Here is a 14,347-nt window from a genome sequence, read left to right as displayed (position 1 = left end):
TTTTTTATATCTGAGGGTGGCGAAAATAGATTTTTTCGTGAATTATTCATGGGTTATGTTGAGATCAAGGGTACCGCTATGTACGATAATCTGAAAAGTCTGGGCATTACTAATCCTGATGAAATTGACCGTTACAGCCTCCGTCAGGAAGCCAATAACGATATCCTGAAAATCTATTTCCACAAGGATAAGGGTGAGTTCTTCGCCAAGAGCGTAAAGTTTAAGTACCCGCGCCAGCGTAAAACTGTCGTTGCCGATGGCATCGGTCAGGGTTACAAAGAGGTGCAGGAGATCAGCCCGAATCTGCGCTATGTGATTGATGAACTGGATCAGATTTGCCAGCGCGATCGCACTGAAGTGGATCTGAAACGTAAGATCCTCGATGACCTGCGTCATCTGGAAAGCGTGGTTGCCCACAAGATCACGGAAATCGAAGCGGATCTTGAGAAGCTGACCCGTAATAAGTAATTCCCGGTGCGGCATGATGCCCTCACCCCGGCCCTCTCCCACCGGGAGAGGGTGCAAACACTAAAAACGGCAACCTTGGGTTGCCGTTTTGCTTTTACCTTGGCCGGGTAAGGCGCAGCCGCCACCCGGCAAACAACGTCACCGCTGCTCGTCTAACTGCAACGCCACATACAGCAACAGCCGGTCGTCAAAATTCCCCAGATCCAGCCCCGTCAGCTCCGAAATGCGGTTGAGGCGGTACTCCAGCGTATTGCGGTGGATAAAGAGCGCCTTCGACGTGGCCAGCGGCTGCACGTTATGACGGAACCACGCCTGCAGCGTGCGCCGCAGCAGGCCGTTGTTATCCATTGCCTTCAGCCGCACCAGCGGGCGCGCCAGTTCGTTGGCCTGCCAGCCACCGCGCAGGCTGTCGAGCAGCACCGGCAGCATCAAATCCTGGTAAAAATAGCTGCGGTTTTCCGGCATACGCTGCTTGCCAACCATCATGGTCGTGCGGGCCGTACGCCACGAACGGGCAATGCTCCCCGGGCCGGTAAAGTAGTTGCCTAGCGCCACGCGAAAACGCAGCTGGCCGTTCTCCTTCATCCGCGCAATCAGCTGTTCCACGCGCCGACGATGATCTTCCGCATCCCAGCGGCCAAACTGGTTCAACGCCGGTTTCAGCACCACCATCTCGGTTAACGAGACGATCGCCACCAGGTTATTACGCTCCGGCGTGGCCAGCGCGTTCTGCAGCTGCTGCAACTCCACCATGGCGCTGTCGACGCCCAGCTGGCCGCTGTCGACCTCGATTACCGCCACCACGCGGGGCTGGTTGAGGTCGATGCCCAGACGTTGCGCCCACTCCGTTAATGCCGGGGTATGCTCTTCCGCCTGGATCAGGTTCATCACCAGCTCTTCACGCAGGCGGCTGTCCTGCGCCAGCAAGTGCATCAGGCGGGACTGCTCCAGCATCATCTCTGCGGTCATACAGACCAGCTCGCCGTATTTGCGCAGGGATTCCGGCTCACCGGTCAGGCCGATAACCCCGACGATTTCCCCCTCCAGACGCAGCGGCAGGTTGATCCCCTGGCGCACGCCGTGAAGATGTCGCGCCACCGCGTCATCAATATCCACCACGCGCCCCTGGGAGAGCACCAGCAGCGCACCTTCGTGCAATTCCCCAATACGCTCGCGATCGCCGCTGCCAATGATCCGGCCGCGAGCGTCCATCACGTTGATATTGGTGTCAATGATGCGCATCGTTCGTGCCACGATATCCTGCGCCATTTTGGTATCAAGATGCCAGCCAGCCATGTCGCCCTCCTCTGAGCAGAGCTCAAGCATAAGGAAGATTAATCAGGGCCGCATTGTGCGAATGCACAAACTCACAGGGAGAAGTATGGACTTGTGGAAGGGTTCACAGAAAGGAAAGTAAAAGCCCCTGTTTCCAGGCAGAAACAGGGGCTGAACAGGTTACTGCATCAGCAGATAGAGAGAGGTGTCGCCACGCTGGATATTCAGCGCCAGCACCGACGGTTTGCTGTCGAGAATTTTGCGAAGTTCAGCGATGTTCTTAACCGGCTGCTGGTTAGCACCGATAATCACATCCCCTTTCTTCAGGCCGATACGGGCAGCCGGGCTATTGGCTTTAACGTTGTCCACCGACACGCCTTTATCCTGGCCCTTGTTGCTCATATCCGCACCTTCGATACCGCTGAAGATGGTTCCGGCATCCACCTGGTTCTGGCTGCTCTGCTGCAGTTCCAGATTTACGGTTACCGGTTTACCTTCACGCAGCAGACCCAGGCTCACTTTGCTGCCGACCGGCATAGAGCCCACTTCTGCACGCAGTGCCGCGAAGCTGCTCACCGGTTTGCCGTTCAGGGTGGTGATCACGTCCCCGGCTTTGATCCCCGCTTTTGCCGCAGAGGAGTTTGGCATCACCTGGCTGACAAAGGCACCGCGCTGGGCATCAACCTTCATGGCTTTCGCCAGCTCGGAGTTCAGCTCGGTACCCAAAATTCCCAGCTCGCCGCGTTTCACCTGGCCAAACTCGACCATCTGCGCCGTCAGGTTTTTCACCATGTTGCTTGGGATGGCGAAGCCAATGCCGATGTTGCCGCCGTCAGGGGCGAGGATCGCGGTGTTAATCCCGATCAGCTCGCCGTTGAGGTTCACCAGCGCGCCACCGGAGTTACCACGGTTAATCGCCGCATCCGTCTGGATAAAGTTTTCGTAGTTTTCCGCATTCAGACCGCTACGACCAAGGGCAGAAACGATACCGGAGGTCACCGTCTCACCCAGACCGAACGGGTTACCGATCGCCACGGTATAATCGCCCACGCGCAGCGCGTCAGAGTCGGCGAGCTTAATCGCGGTCAGTTTTTTTGGATCCTGGATCTGAATCAGGGCAATATCAGAGCGAGGATCTTTCCCGACCATTTTGGCGTCGAGCTTACGCCCGTCGCTCAGCTGCACCTTAATGCTGGTGGCGTTATCCACCACGTGGTTGTTGGTGACAACATAGCCTTTGGCCGCATCAATGATCACGCCAGAACCCAGCGCCATAAATTTCTGCTGCTGGCCGCCGCCGTTGCCGCCGCCATCGCCGCCCTGACAGAATGGTGAGCTCTGGAACGGTGAACCATCCTGGCAGAACGGCGAGTTGTCGCCGAAGAACTGCTGGAAGTTACGTGGCATGCGTGGCGTGTTGACGGTGGTGCTGCCCTCGACATTGATACTGACCACCGATGGCATCACTTTTTCCAGCATCGGCGCCAGGCTTGGCATCTGCTGCGCAGTGGCTGCCGACGATCCGGTCTCCGCTGCGCTAGCAGACAGAGGAGACAACGCTAATCCTAAACTCAGAGCCAGTGCACTCATTGCTAAAGTGGTTTTTTTCATGTTTCTTAATCTCGATTTACAGGTCACGCACAATTGCTGTGTATATCAGATTCGTTTTGCTGCGCTTAGTTCCGGTATTAAGTTTCTGGAAAAAGTAAAAATTTATTGGCCGTCTTTACAAAACTCACCTTTATTCCACCGCCATCAACTTGCGGTATTCATCCCATGCATACAAGTCCGTCATTCCACTGATATAGTCCTGGATCAGGCGGCAGCGATAATAAAACTCCAGCACCGGCCAGTCCGTCTGCTGACGGTCTAATTTACCGATCGATTCCACATACGCCAGCCGGTGACGTGTTGAAAGTTTATGAAATAGCCGGGTTTCAATCGGAAAACGGCGTACCCGTTCTTTTTCTACCAGCTCGCTAAAGTCGTCCACGGATAATTGCAGCAGCGGACGGTAGATCTCCAGCAGGCCGGTTATTACCCGATAGCCCTGTAATTCCAGCTGCTCAACATCCGGATGACTGAACACATGCCGCATGGCGACATTCTTATACAGTTCAAGAAGTTGGCTGAATCCGCTGTCGTCTTCCAGCAGCGCATGATTAAATTCACCGCGGTAAATCTGTTCGATATTGTCTATAAAACGCTCAGCCGCATAGGGCACCAGTTTATTCAGGGTGTTGACGCGTAAATACATAAAGAACTGATCTTCAGTACTCCGACTCAGGGTGTTAGAGCGCGATTTCTCCCAGGCGTTTTCGACAACCTGCGAAAATAAAGACCCTTTTTCGTGGTTGCCCCAGGCATCATAAAGATGCTGATAAAGCCCCTCGACGCTGAATATTCTTTTTTCGACCGCATCTTCCAGATCGGCAACGCAATAGGAGATATCATCCGCCGCTTCCATAATCCAGGTTAATGGAAAACGACCATACTGCGGCAGGAAGAGTTCCTGACGAAGGCGCTCGATATAGCTCTCTTCAGAGAAATAATACCCCGGCTTTTTCATCAAATAATTGTGCGTCGCGGGGGGATCGCCCTGCCACCAGGCGGGACGGGTATATTTCAGAATGCACCCCACCTGCGCCCAGGTGAGGTTCATGCGCATCAGGGAGTGCACCAGCCGGATCCCCTGCGCGTTGCCCTCAAAATGACAGAGATCCTGACGCACCTTGCGACGCAGCACGTTCAGCGCCTCTTCGCCCTCGCGCAGCCGCAGATCCTGCACCAGGCAACGATCGTCGCTCAGCGGCTGGCTGGCCGCATCGGCGGGATAAAGACGCTGACGGAACCAGTCATTGATCGCCGCTTCACCAAAATGACCAAAAGGCGGATTGCCGATGTCGTGCATCAGGCACGCCATCTCAACGATGCTTTCAAACGGCCCCGTCAGCTCGTCCAGTCCGTAGGTTTGCAGCAGGCGCTGCTCTTTGAGCCTGCTTAAAATCTCTTTTGCGATATAGCGGCCAACCTGCTGCACCTCCAGCGAGTGGGTGAGCCGGGTGCGCACGGCCGCGTTGCGTTCGAGTGGAAAGACCTGGGTTTTTTGCTGCAACCGACGGATTGCCGGAGAGTTAATGATACGCCCGCGATCGCTTTCGAAGATCCGCAGGATCTCATGTTCGCTCTTGTTCCCCTGTGGGGAGCGGTAGCGACGGTGCCAGTTAATTTTGGTGCGAAAATCGATTGGTGCCATGTGCTCCCCCGCGTGAGAATGCGTTTCCCCTTAACCGCATGATAGACTATGCATCTTAACAAGGCACATCGCGAGTAAATCTATGAAAATCGGTATTATTGGAGCAATGGAAGAAGAAGTTACGCTGCTGCGTGACAAAATTGAGAACCGTCAGACCCTCTCTCTGGGCGGCTGTGAGATTTACACCGGCACGCTGAACGGTACTGAAGTTGCTCTGCTGAAATCAGGTATCGGTAAAGTTTCTGCCGCGCTGGGCGCTACCCTGCTGCTGGAACGCTGCAAGCCAGATCTGATCATTAACACCGGCTCTGCGGGCGGTCTCGCGCCAACCCTGAAAGTGGGCGACATCGTGGTTTCTGATGAAGCACGCTACCACGATGCCGATGTAACCGCCTTTGGTTACGAGTACGGCCAGCTTCCGGGCTGCCCGGCAGGCTTTAAAGCGGATGACAAACTGGTTGCCGCCGCAGAAAGCTGCATCGCCGAGCTGAACCTCAACGCCGTACGTGGCCTGATTGTCAGCGGTGATGCGTTTATTAACGGCTCCGTGAACCTGGCGAAAATCCGTCACAACTTCCCGCAGGCGATTGCCGTGGAAATGGAAGCCACCGCTATCGCTCACGTTTGTCATAACTTCAGCGTGCCTTTCGTGGTGGTTCGCGCCATCTCCGACGTGGCCGATCAGCAGTCTCACCTGAGCTTCGACGAGTTCCTCGTGGTTGCCGCCAAACAGTCCAGCCTGATGGTTGAGACGCTGGTACAGAAACTGGCGCGTGGCTAAGCCGCTCATCAGAGCGCTTGTTGCGCTGTTTCTGCTGACACCGGCGTGGCTTCTGGCCGCGCCGCGTGTTATTACCCTCTCCCCCGCCAATACCGAGCTGGCGTTTGCCGCTGGGATCGTCCCCGTCGGGGTCAGCAGCTATTCCGACTATCCCCCCGAAGCGGCTAAAATTGAACAAGTCGCCACCTGGCAAGGCATGAACGTTGAACGCATCGTCGCGCTTAAGCCCGATCTGGTGCTGGCCTGGCGCGGCGGCAATGCCGAACGACAGGTAAACCAGTTGGCCTCGCTGGGGATAAAAGTGCAGTGGATCGATGCCACCAGCATTGAGCAGGTTGCGCAGGCTCTTCGCGATCTTGCCCCCTGGAGCCCTGAACCACAAAAAGCGCAACAGGCCGCGCAGCAGATGCTGACGGAGTATGCCGCCCTGAAGGCCACCTACGGCACACTGCCAAAAAAGCGGGTGTTTATCCAGTTTGGCCAGCAACCCCTGTTCACTACCAGCAAAGGCTCTTTGCAACATCAGGTACTGGAACTCTGTGGTGGAGAAAATATCTTTGCTGCCAGCCGGGTGCCCTGGCCCCAGGTTAGCCGCGAGCAGGTTCTGGCGCGCCAGCCGCAGGCCATTGTTGTAGCCGGTTCCGCAGGCGATATTCCTAAAATAGAGCAGTACTGGAAAAGTCAGTTAAAAATACCGGTAATTGCCCTTAAGAGTGACTGGTTTGAGCGCGCGAGCCCGCGTATTATCCTCGCCGCAAAACAACTCTGCTCTGCGCTGTCGCAGAGCCACTAATTTTCTCGAGGATTACGATGCTCGTTTACTGGCTGGATATTCTTGGCACAGCCGTTTTTGCGATCTCCGGCGTTCTGCTGGCCGGTAAATTACGCATGGACCCGTTTGGCGTCCTGGTGTTGGGCGTGGTCACCGCCGTTGGTGGGGGAACCATCCGCGATATGGCCCTCGATCATGGCCCGGTATTCTGGGTCAAGGATCCCACCGACCTGGTGGTGGCGATGGTCACCTGCATGTTAACCATTATCCTGGTCCGCCAGCCGCGCCGCCTGCCGAAATGGCTGCTGCCGGTGCTGGATGCGGTGGGTCTCGCGGTGTTTGTCGGGATTGGGGTCAACAAGGCGTTTATGGCCGGAACCGGCCCGATGGTGGCGATCTGTATGGGGGTGGTCACCGGCGTGGGCGGCGGGATTATCCGCGATATTCTGGCGCGCGAAGTGCCGATGATCCTGCGAACGGAAATCTACGCCACGGCCTGCATTCTGGGCGGGATCGTCCACGCAACGGCGTGGTACACCTTTAATATTCCGCTGGAACAGGCGGCGATGCTGGGAATGGCGGTCACGCTGGCAATCAGGCTGGCGGCAATCCGCTGGCACCTGAAGCTACCGACCTTCGCGCTGGACGAAAACGGGCGGTAATAAAAGCAAAACGGGAACCTCAAGGTTCCCGTTTTTAGTGTTTGCTCCCTCTCCCTGTGGGAGAGGGCCGGGGTGAGGGCACCCGGCCATACCATCAGATACTGAACGAAGAACCACACCCGCAGGTGCTTGTCGCGTTCGGGTTGGTTACCACAAAGCGCGAACCTTCCAGACCTTCGGTGTAATCAACAGAGCCACCCACCAGATACTGCAGGCTCATCGGGTCAACGACCAGCGCGACGCCCTGCTTCTCAATGGTCATGTCACCATCGTTAACCTGATCGTCAAAGGTGAATCCATACTGGAAGCCGCTGCAGCCGCCGCCGGTAATGTACACACGCAGTTTCAGCTCCGGGTTGTCTTCATCGGAAATCAGGTCTTTTACTTTTTTGGCTGCTGCTTCGGTAAACTGCAACGGCAGCGCTACGTCATCACTCATCTTATGCTCCCATGAATACTGCTAGTGGGTAAAAATCACCCAATTCTTGTTGTCATTATCTAATACCCTGGTAATTCATTCAAGTATTCTGCTTCGCCAGGGTACGGGCAAGAATGGTGGAGTATAGCGGTTTTCCGCCGAGGAACTGGGCTAATAGTGTGGCCCCCAGGCAGGTAATGATCATTGGCAAAATGAGCTGGTAATTGTCGGTCATCTCCAGCACCAGCACGATCCCGGTGAGCGGCGCGCGCAGCGACGCCGCCAGCAGCGCCCCCATTCCGGCGACGGCAAAGGTGCCAGCCTCAAGATGATATGCCGGGAAACCAGCGGCTGCAGCCATGCCAAAGGCCGTGCCCAGCAACGTGCCCAACGCCAGCATGGGGGCAAAAATGCCGCCGGGCGCGCCGGAGGAGAAGCAGAGTACGGTGGTGATGACCCGGGAGATGAACATAAACAGCAGCAGGCCGATGCTGAAGTTACCCGCAGCTGCAATGGGGATCAGCCCAAAGCCACCGCCTGCCGCGTTGGGTTCGATAAAGCCCAGCACACCGCACACGCCCCCCAGCAGGCCGCCCACCAGCACCCATCTGGTGGTGTTACCGCCGTGGATCCGCTGGAACATATCCTGCGCGCGAATAATAAGGGCATTAAACAGCGGGCCGACAATGCCAAAAATCATGCCGAGGATCAGATAGAGCCACAGCGTATTGACCGGCGCGTTGGTTAACTTACCGACCTCGATAACCGCCCCTTCGCCATTGAATAACCGAAAGACAATGCTCGACATAATCACGCCGGTAAAGACCGCTTTAATCGAGATCAGGTTATAGCGAAACTGCGCGCGCATCTCTTCGATGATAAACAGGATCCCCGCCAGCGGGGCGTTGAACGCGGCGGAAAGCCCCGCGGCGGCACCGGTTGCCAGCAGCGTATGGCGTGCTTCAGCGCTGCGCATCCTGAACAGATCGCTGACCATACGGCCCACATTGCCGCCCAGCTGTACGGTCGGTCCTTCGCGCCCGAGTACCATCCCCGCTCCCAGCGTGCCCATCCCACCGATAAACTTAACCGGAAGGACGCGCCACCAGCGGACCGGGCGCAGCTCTTCGAGCGCCCCTTCTATCTCAGGGATCCCCGAGCCGCCCGCTTCCGGAGCGAATTTACGCACCAGAAAATACCCCACCATCGCGAACAGTGCTGATAAACCAAAGGCCAGGATCCACACCAGCCATTCACGATCGGCGTAACCCGCCACGGTGCCAATACGCCAGTTAAGGACGCCATTGACGGCCTTTTCGAACGCGACGCCCACCAGCCCCGCCAGCGTGCCAACAACCGCCGCGCCCAGTAAAATCGCCAGCGGTGTCTTGTCGCGGTTGAGCAGCCGCCGGATGCTGATACGGTGTTGCGCACGCGCAAACTGTTGTTCTTCAAATGAGGGAGAATCTGCTTTCATTGCCTGTAATTTTTCGTCATACAAATCGCCGCAGGGAGTTTACCAGAGACCGCCCGGCCGTCTCTGGAAAATTACTTAACAATTGTTAATGGATTAATGGATTAATGGGGCAAAAATTTCATAACCTTCCACGAATAACTTAGAATAGTGGGCTTAATCATTTTATACGAGCCAGGAACCACGCCATGAGCAAGTCTGAAAACCTCTACAGTGCAGCCCGCGAGCTTATCCCTGGCGGTGTTAACTCCCCGGTCCGTGCCTTTACCGGCGTGGGCGGTACACCGCTGTTTATCGAACGTGCCGATGGCGCATATCTGTATGACGTGGATGGCAAAGCCTATATCGACTATGTCGGCTCATGGGGCCCGATGGTTTTAGGGCATAACCACCCGGCTATCCGTAATGCGGTGATCGAAGCGGCGGAGCGCGGCTTGAGCTTCGGCGCGCCGACCGAAATGGAAGTTAAAATGGCGGAGCTGGTGACCGAACTGGTGCCGACCATGGATATGGTACGTATGGTGAACTCCGGTACCGAAGCGACCATGAGCGCCATCCGTCTGGCGCGCGGCTTTACCGGCCGCGACAAAATCATCAAATTCGAAGGCTGCTACCACGGCCACGCCGACTGCCTGCTGGTGAAAGCGGGTTCCGGCGCGCTGACCCTCGGCCAGCCGAACTCCCCGGGCGTTCCGGCGGACTTCGCCAAACATACCCTGACCTGTACCTATAACGATCTCGACTCCGTGCGTGCCGCCTTTGAGCAGTATCCGCAGGAGATCGCCTGCATCATCGTTGAACCGGTAGCGGGCAACATGAACTGCATTCCACCTCAGCCGGGCTTCCTGCAGGGCCTGCGTGCGCTGTGCGACGAATTCGGCGCGCTGCTGATTATCGACGAAGTGATGACCGGCTTCCGCGTTGCACTGGCGGGCGCCCAGTCTTATTACGACGTGGTGCCTGATCTGACCTGTCTGGGCAAAATCATCGGCGGCGGTATGCCGGTGGGCGCCTTTGGCGGACGCAGAGAGGTGATGGACGCGCTGGCCCCAACCGGTCCGGTTTACCAGGCAGGCACCTTGTCCGGTAACCCGATTGCCATGGCCGCCGGTTTCGCCTGTCTCACCGAAGTGGCGCAACCGGGGATCCATACCACCCTTACCGACCGCACCACCCAGCTGGCAAACGGCCTGCTGGAAGCGGCAGAAGACACGGGTATTCCGCTGGTGGTGAACCACGTCGGCGGCATGTTCGGCATCTTCTTCACCGAAGCCAAAACCGTAACCTGCTATCAGGATGTAGTGCAGTGCGACGTTGAACGCTTCAAGCGTTTCTTCCATCTGATGCTGGACGAGGGCGTTTACCTGGCACCGTCGGCGTTTGAGGCGGGCTTTATGTCAGTCGCGCACAGCGAAGAGGATATCAACAACACCATCGACGCGGCGCGTCGGGTGTTTGCGAAGCTTTGAGTTGTGATATGCCGGGTGGCGGCTCCGCCTTACCCGGCCTACGGTTCGAGGGTTTTGTAGGCCGGGTAAGGCGGAGCCGCCACCCGGCTTTTTTATCGGCTCTGTTTCCGCAGAAGATAGATAAAGTACGGCGCGCCGATAAAGGTGGATAACAGCCCTGCCGGGATCTGGTACGGGAACAGCACCATCCGTCCGCACCAGTCGGCTATCACCAGCATGATCCCCCCGATTAACGCCGACATCACAATGTGCGGCATCGTCCGACGAAAGCCCATCATTCGCGCAATATGCGGCGCCATCAGTCCGATAAAACTCAGCGGACCGATGGTCAGGGTCGCGGTTGCGGTCAGCGCCGCCGCCAGCAGCAGCAGGCCGATGCGCGAGGTGTTCAACGCCATGCCCACCGAGCGGGCGGTATCGCCACCCAGCGGCAGCACCGTCAGCCAGCGACGGCACAGCGGCACCAGCGCCAGCAGGACGATCATGGCTATCCCGGTGCTCATCACCTGCTCGGTCGTCGCGTTGTAGGTTGAACCCGAGATCCAGGTCAGGATCTGCGCCATGCGCGGATCGCCGCTGGCCTGCAGCATCATCAGCAGCATGGTGAAGGCGGTGCTCAGCGCCATCCCCGCCAGCAGCATCCGGTGCGGCGAGAAGCCCCCGCGTCCGGCGGAGACGAGGATAATCAGCAGCGTCGCCGCAGCGCCAAGGCTGCCCGCAGGCATCAGCCAGCCGAAAGCATTGCCCGGCACGAAGAAGAGCATCAGCACCACGCCGAACGCCGCCCCGGAGCTGATCCCCAGCACTTCCGGGCTCGCCATCGGGTTACCGGTCAGGCGCTGAATGATGCAGCCCGCCACCGCCAGCATCACCCCGGCCATCAGGGCGGCAAAAATACGCGGTGTGCGCCACGGCAGAAGTTCATCGAGCATCGCCCCGCTCGACCAGTGCCAGCCCTGCGCATCGCGGCCAAACGCCATCGCCGTTATCACCGCCAGCAACAGCACCGCGCCGCCCGCCAGGGCAAACCACACCACGTGTTGGCGCTCGGCCTGCACTTTGTCACCCGCGTTCATCGCCGGGGCGCTCATGCTGCGCAGACGCGGCAGCAGCCACAGCAGCAGCGGCGCGCCAATCAGGGCGGTCACGGAACCGGTAGAGACTTCCATCCACACCCGTGTCAGCCAGAGGATCACCTGGTCAGAGAGCCAGAGGATCAGCGCCCCGATCAGCGGAGCCAGCATCAGCCGGGAGAGCAAACGCCGCGCACCGAGCATTTTTGCCAGCAGCGGCGCGAAGAGGCCGATAAAGCCGATAATGCCCACGGCGTTCACCAGCAGGGCGCTGATGACAATCGCCAGGGTCAGCGCCGCCAGACGCGCCAGCGACAGCGCCAGCCCGAGGTTGCGCGCCACGCCATCGTCCAGCCCCATCAGGGTGAGCGGGCGCAGCAGCAGCAGGGTCAGCAGCACGCCGCCCAGCAGCTGTGGCCACAGGCGCTGGACGATACTCCAGTCGGTCTGCGTCAGGGTTCCGGTGCTCCAGAGGAACATGCTTTGCAGCTGGTCGTGATGGAAAATGACTAAAAGCTGATTCACCGCTCCGCAGTAGAGACTCACCACCAGCCCGGCGAGGATCAGGGTGACCGGCGAGAGGCGTTTGCCCCAGGCCACGCCAAAGACGATCGCGCCTACCACGCAGGCGCCCACCAGGGCGGCGAACTGCGGTGCCAGCGCGCCCGGCAGCGTCCACAGGGTGATGATGGTCATCCCCAGTTGAGCGCCGGTTGCCACACCCAGGGTGGTCGGCTCCGCCAGCGGATTACGCAGCACCTGCTGGAACAGCACGCCCACCAGCCCAAGCCCTGCCCCCACCAGCAGCGAGATCGCCAGCCGTGGCAGCAGGCTGTAGTGGAACAGCATCTGTTGAATATTATCGATATCGGGGGCGACCAGCGCGGCGCCCCACTGCGTGCGCGGCAGGGCCAGATTGAGGTTCCACCAGGTTAAACCCAGCGCAACGGCCAGCAGCATCACTATGAACAGCGCCGGGTAAAGGGCTATCCGGGATCTCATGCCTGGCCTCCCAGTGCGCTATCCAGTACGCGGGCAAAGTGCATGGCCGACAGCGTCGCGCCATAGAACCACACCGCCGGTACGCGCTTGACGCGCTGCTGGCGAACAAACGGCATCGCCTGCCACAGCGGCGTCGCCATCAGGGTCTGCATTTCGCGTTCATTGCCGTGATCGAAGCAGAGCACATCCACATCCTTAAACGCCGCCAGACGATCGATGCCAACGGCGGTACTGCCCCAGAAGGTCATCTCCCCTTCCCAGGCGTTTTTAATTCCATAGCGATCCAGCACTTCCTGGAACAGGCAGTTATTGCCAAACACCAGCATATGGCGGGCATCGAGCAGAGTGACCATCAGCAGTGGACGGTCGCCGCGACCGGCAAAGCGCGGTTTGTAGCTGTCTATTACGCTGTCGAAGTGATCCAGATGCGAACGGGCCGCGCTTTCCAGATTCAGCAGCTGGGCCATCTCGCTTAACGATTTACGGGCATTGGTCAGCGGCTTTTTCCCGTCGCTGAAGGCAAAACCCCGTCCCGGCGCAATCCGCGCCAGCTTCTCTTCTGACGGACCATACCCGGCCGACCAGACCAGGTAAGAGGGTTTCATCTGGGTCAGCAGTTCGAGGTTAGGCTCGGTACGCAGGCCGATGTCGATAACCGACGCCGGCAGCCGCGGCTCGTTCACCCACAGGGTGTAGTTGGGAATATCGGCCACGCCATAGGGGGTAACGCCCAGCGCCAGCAGCAGCTCAACCGGGAGCCACTCGAGGGCCACAATGCGCTGCGGATCGATGGCGGCAGCCTGCGCGGCGTTCATTTTCCACAGCAGCGGCGAAAGGGCCATGGCCGTCAGCAGGCGGCGACGGCTAATCATAAAATCAGGCATCAATAGACAAAGCTCACCGGTGCCGCTCCGGCCGGATGCGGCAGAATACCCATTGGAATTCCGTAAATGGTTTCCAGCGTCTCGCTCTGCATCAGCTCATCCGGCGTGCCACGGGCGATCATCTCTCCGCCCCGCAGCGCCACCAGATAATCGCAGTAGCGCGCCGCCATGTTGATGTCATGCAGCACCGCAATCACGGTCAGGCCGCGCTGCTGGCTTAAGCGATGCACCAGCGCCAGCACGTCCACCTGATGGGCGATATCGAGGGCGGATGTGGGCTCATCCAGGAGTAAACAACGGCTGTCCTGCGCCACCAGCATGGCGATCCACGCCCGCTGGCGCTCGCCGCCGGACAGGCTATCCACCAGACGATGGGCCAGCGGTTTTAAGCCCACCAGCGCAATTGCCTCTTCCACTTTCTCGCGGTCGGCCACGCCAAAACGGCCCAGCGCGCCATGCCACGGATAGCGGCCAATCGCCACCAGTTCGCGGACGGTCATCCCTTCCGCCTGCGGCAGCTGCTGCGGCAGATAGGCCACCTTGCGGGCAAAGGCTTTGCTGTTCCAGCTCTCCAGCGGCTGTCCATCGAGCAGGATATCGCCTTCGGACGGCGGCTGATGGCGGCCCAGCATTTTCAGTAAGGTGGATTTGCCGGAGCCGTTATGACCGATAAGGCCGGTCACCTGGCCTGCGGGAAAGGTCAGCGAAAGCGGATGCAGCAGCGTACGTCCAGGAACGCGAAAGGAGACGCCATCAAGGGCAAAGGTGGTATCGGATTGCGGGTTGTTTTCCTGCATGTCAGCCAACTTAAGT

The 14,347-nt window shown here is 58.5% G+C and carries 13 protein-coding genes; 5 read left to right on the top strand and 8 right to left on the bottom strand.

Annotated elements, in window-relative coordinates; genetic code table 11:
- Positions 1-78: 78 nt before the first annotated feature.
- A complete protein-coding gene (locus FHN83_RS15840; protein WP_032616607.1) occupies positions 79-468 on the top strand; it encodes a DUF3461 family protein in 390 nt (129 codons plus the stop codon).
- A gap of 138 nt (positions 469-606) precedes the next feature.
- Here FHN83_RS15840 and cdaR read toward each other — a convergent pair whose 3' ends face one another.
- The 3 genes from cdaR to dgt all read right to left on the bottom strand — a co-directional run bounded on the left by cdaR (position 607) and on the right by dgt (position 4,999).
- Positions 607-1,764 carry a DNA-binding transcriptional regulator CdaR gene (cdaR, locus tag FHN83_RS15835; RefSeq protein ID WP_039030313.1) on the bottom strand — a complete coding sequence of 386 codons (1,158 nt, stop codon included), beginning with the start codon at positions 1,762-1,764 and terminating at the stop codon, positions 607-609.
- 159 nt (positions 1,765-1,923) lie between these two features.
- Positions 1,924-3,354: a serine endoprotease DegP gene (gene degP, locus FHN83_RS15830; RefSeq protein WP_139564355.1), complete on the bottom strand. Its 1,431-nt coding sequence runs from the start codon at positions 3,352-3,354 to the stop codon at positions 1,924-1,926.
- 130 nt (positions 3,355-3,484) lie between these two features.
- Positions 3,485-4,999: a dGTPase gene (gene dgt, locus FHN83_RS15825; protein ID WP_139564354.1), complete on the bottom strand. Its 1,515-nt coding sequence runs from the start codon at positions 4,997-4,999 to the stop codon at positions 3,485-3,487.
- Positions 5,000-5,081: 82 nt separating this feature from the next.
- On the opposite strand from dgt, the gene mtnN reads away from it, so the two are divergent.
- Genes mtnN through FHN83_RS15810 form a run of 3 tightly spaced genes read left to right on the top strand, consistent with a single transcriptional unit; the run spans position 5,082 to position 7,214 of the window.
- Positions 5,082-5,780, top strand: a complete 699-nt coding sequence (gene mtnN, locus FHN83_RS15820; RefSeq protein ID WP_039030316.1) for a 5'-methylthioadenosine/S-adenosylhomocysteine nucleosidase — start codon at positions 5,082-5,084, stop codon at positions 5,778-5,780.
- Positions 5,773-6,573 carry a vitamin B12 ABC transporter substrate-binding protein BtuF gene (gene btuF / locus FHN83_RS15815; RefSeq protein WP_139564353.1) on the top strand — a complete coding sequence of 267 codons (801 nt, stop codon included), beginning with the start codon at positions 5,773-5,775 and terminating at the stop codon, positions 6,571-6,573. The genes mtnN and btuF overlap by 8 nt, the downstream gene beginning before the upstream one ends.
- 17 nt (positions 6,574-6,590) lie before the next feature.
- Positions 6,591-7,214, top strand: a complete 624-nt coding sequence (locus tag FHN83_RS15810; RefSeq protein ID WP_138370463.1) for a TRIC cation channel family protein — start codon at positions 6,591-6,593, stop codon at positions 7,212-7,214.
- 94 nt (positions 7,215-7,308) lie between these two features.
- Here the strand turns inward: FHN83_RS15810 and erpA are convergent, their stop codons facing one another.
- Positions 7,309-7,653, bottom strand: a complete 345-nt coding sequence (gene erpA, locus FHN83_RS15805; protein WP_039030319.1) for an iron-sulfur cluster insertion protein ErpA — start codon at positions 7,651-7,653, stop codon at positions 7,309-7,311.
- Positions 7,654-7,732: 79 nt separating this feature from the next.
- The gene (gene clcA / locus FHN83_RS15800) at positions 7,733-9,109 is read right to left on the bottom strand and encodes a H(+)/Cl(-) exchange transporter ClcA (protein ID WP_039030320.1); all 1,377 of its coding nucleotides are present in this window, start codon (positions 9,107-9,109) and stop codon (positions 7,733-7,735) included.
- Between the two features lie 185 nt (positions 9,110-9,294).
- On the opposite strand from clcA, the gene hemL reads away from it, so the two are divergent.
- Positions 9,295-10,575 carry a glutamate-1-semialdehyde 2,1-aminomutase gene (hemL, locus tag FHN83_RS15795; protein ID WP_139564352.1) on the top strand — a complete coding sequence of 427 codons (1,281 nt, stop codon included), beginning with the start codon at positions 9,295-9,297 and terminating at the stop codon, positions 10,573-10,575.
- A gap of 92 nt (positions 10,576-10,667) precedes the next feature.
- Here hemL and fhuB read toward each other — a convergent pair whose 3' ends face one another.
- The 3 genes from fhuB to fhuC are packed head-to-tail and all read right to left on the bottom strand — an operon-like array spanning position 10,668 to position 14,331.
- A complete protein-coding gene (gene fhuB, locus FHN83_RS15790; RefSeq protein WP_139564351.1) occupies positions 10,668-12,650 on the bottom strand; it encodes a Fe(3+)-hydroxamate ABC transporter permease FhuB in 1,983 nt (660 codons plus the stop codon).
- The gene (fhuD, locus tag FHN83_RS15785) at positions 12,647-13,534 is read right to left on the bottom strand and encodes a Fe(3+)-hydroxamate ABC transporter substrate-binding protein FhuD (protein ID WP_419146393.1); all 888 of its coding nucleotides are present in this window, start codon (positions 13,532-13,534) and stop codon (positions 12,647-12,649) included. Before fhuD ends, fhuB begins: the two co-directional genes overlap by 4 nt.
- Positions 13,534-14,331 carry a Fe3+-hydroxamate ABC transporter ATP-binding protein FhuC gene (fhuC, locus tag FHN83_RS15780; RefSeq protein WP_138370459.1) on the bottom strand — a complete coding sequence of 266 codons (798 nt, stop codon included), beginning with the start codon at positions 14,329-14,331 and terminating at the stop codon, positions 13,534-13,536. Before fhuC ends, fhuD begins: the two co-directional genes overlap by 1 nt.
- Positions 14,332-14,347 lie beyond the last annotated feature (16 nt).

The organism is Leclercia adecarboxylata, from assembly GCF_006171285.1.
Classification (GTDB): Bacteria; Pseudomonadota; Gammaproteobacteria; order Enterobacterales; family Enterobacteriaceae; genus Enterobacter; species Enterobacter barmai.
The sequence above is the reverse complement of the archived record's forward strand: the minus strand, read 5'-3'. Positions and strand labels throughout refer to the sequence as shown.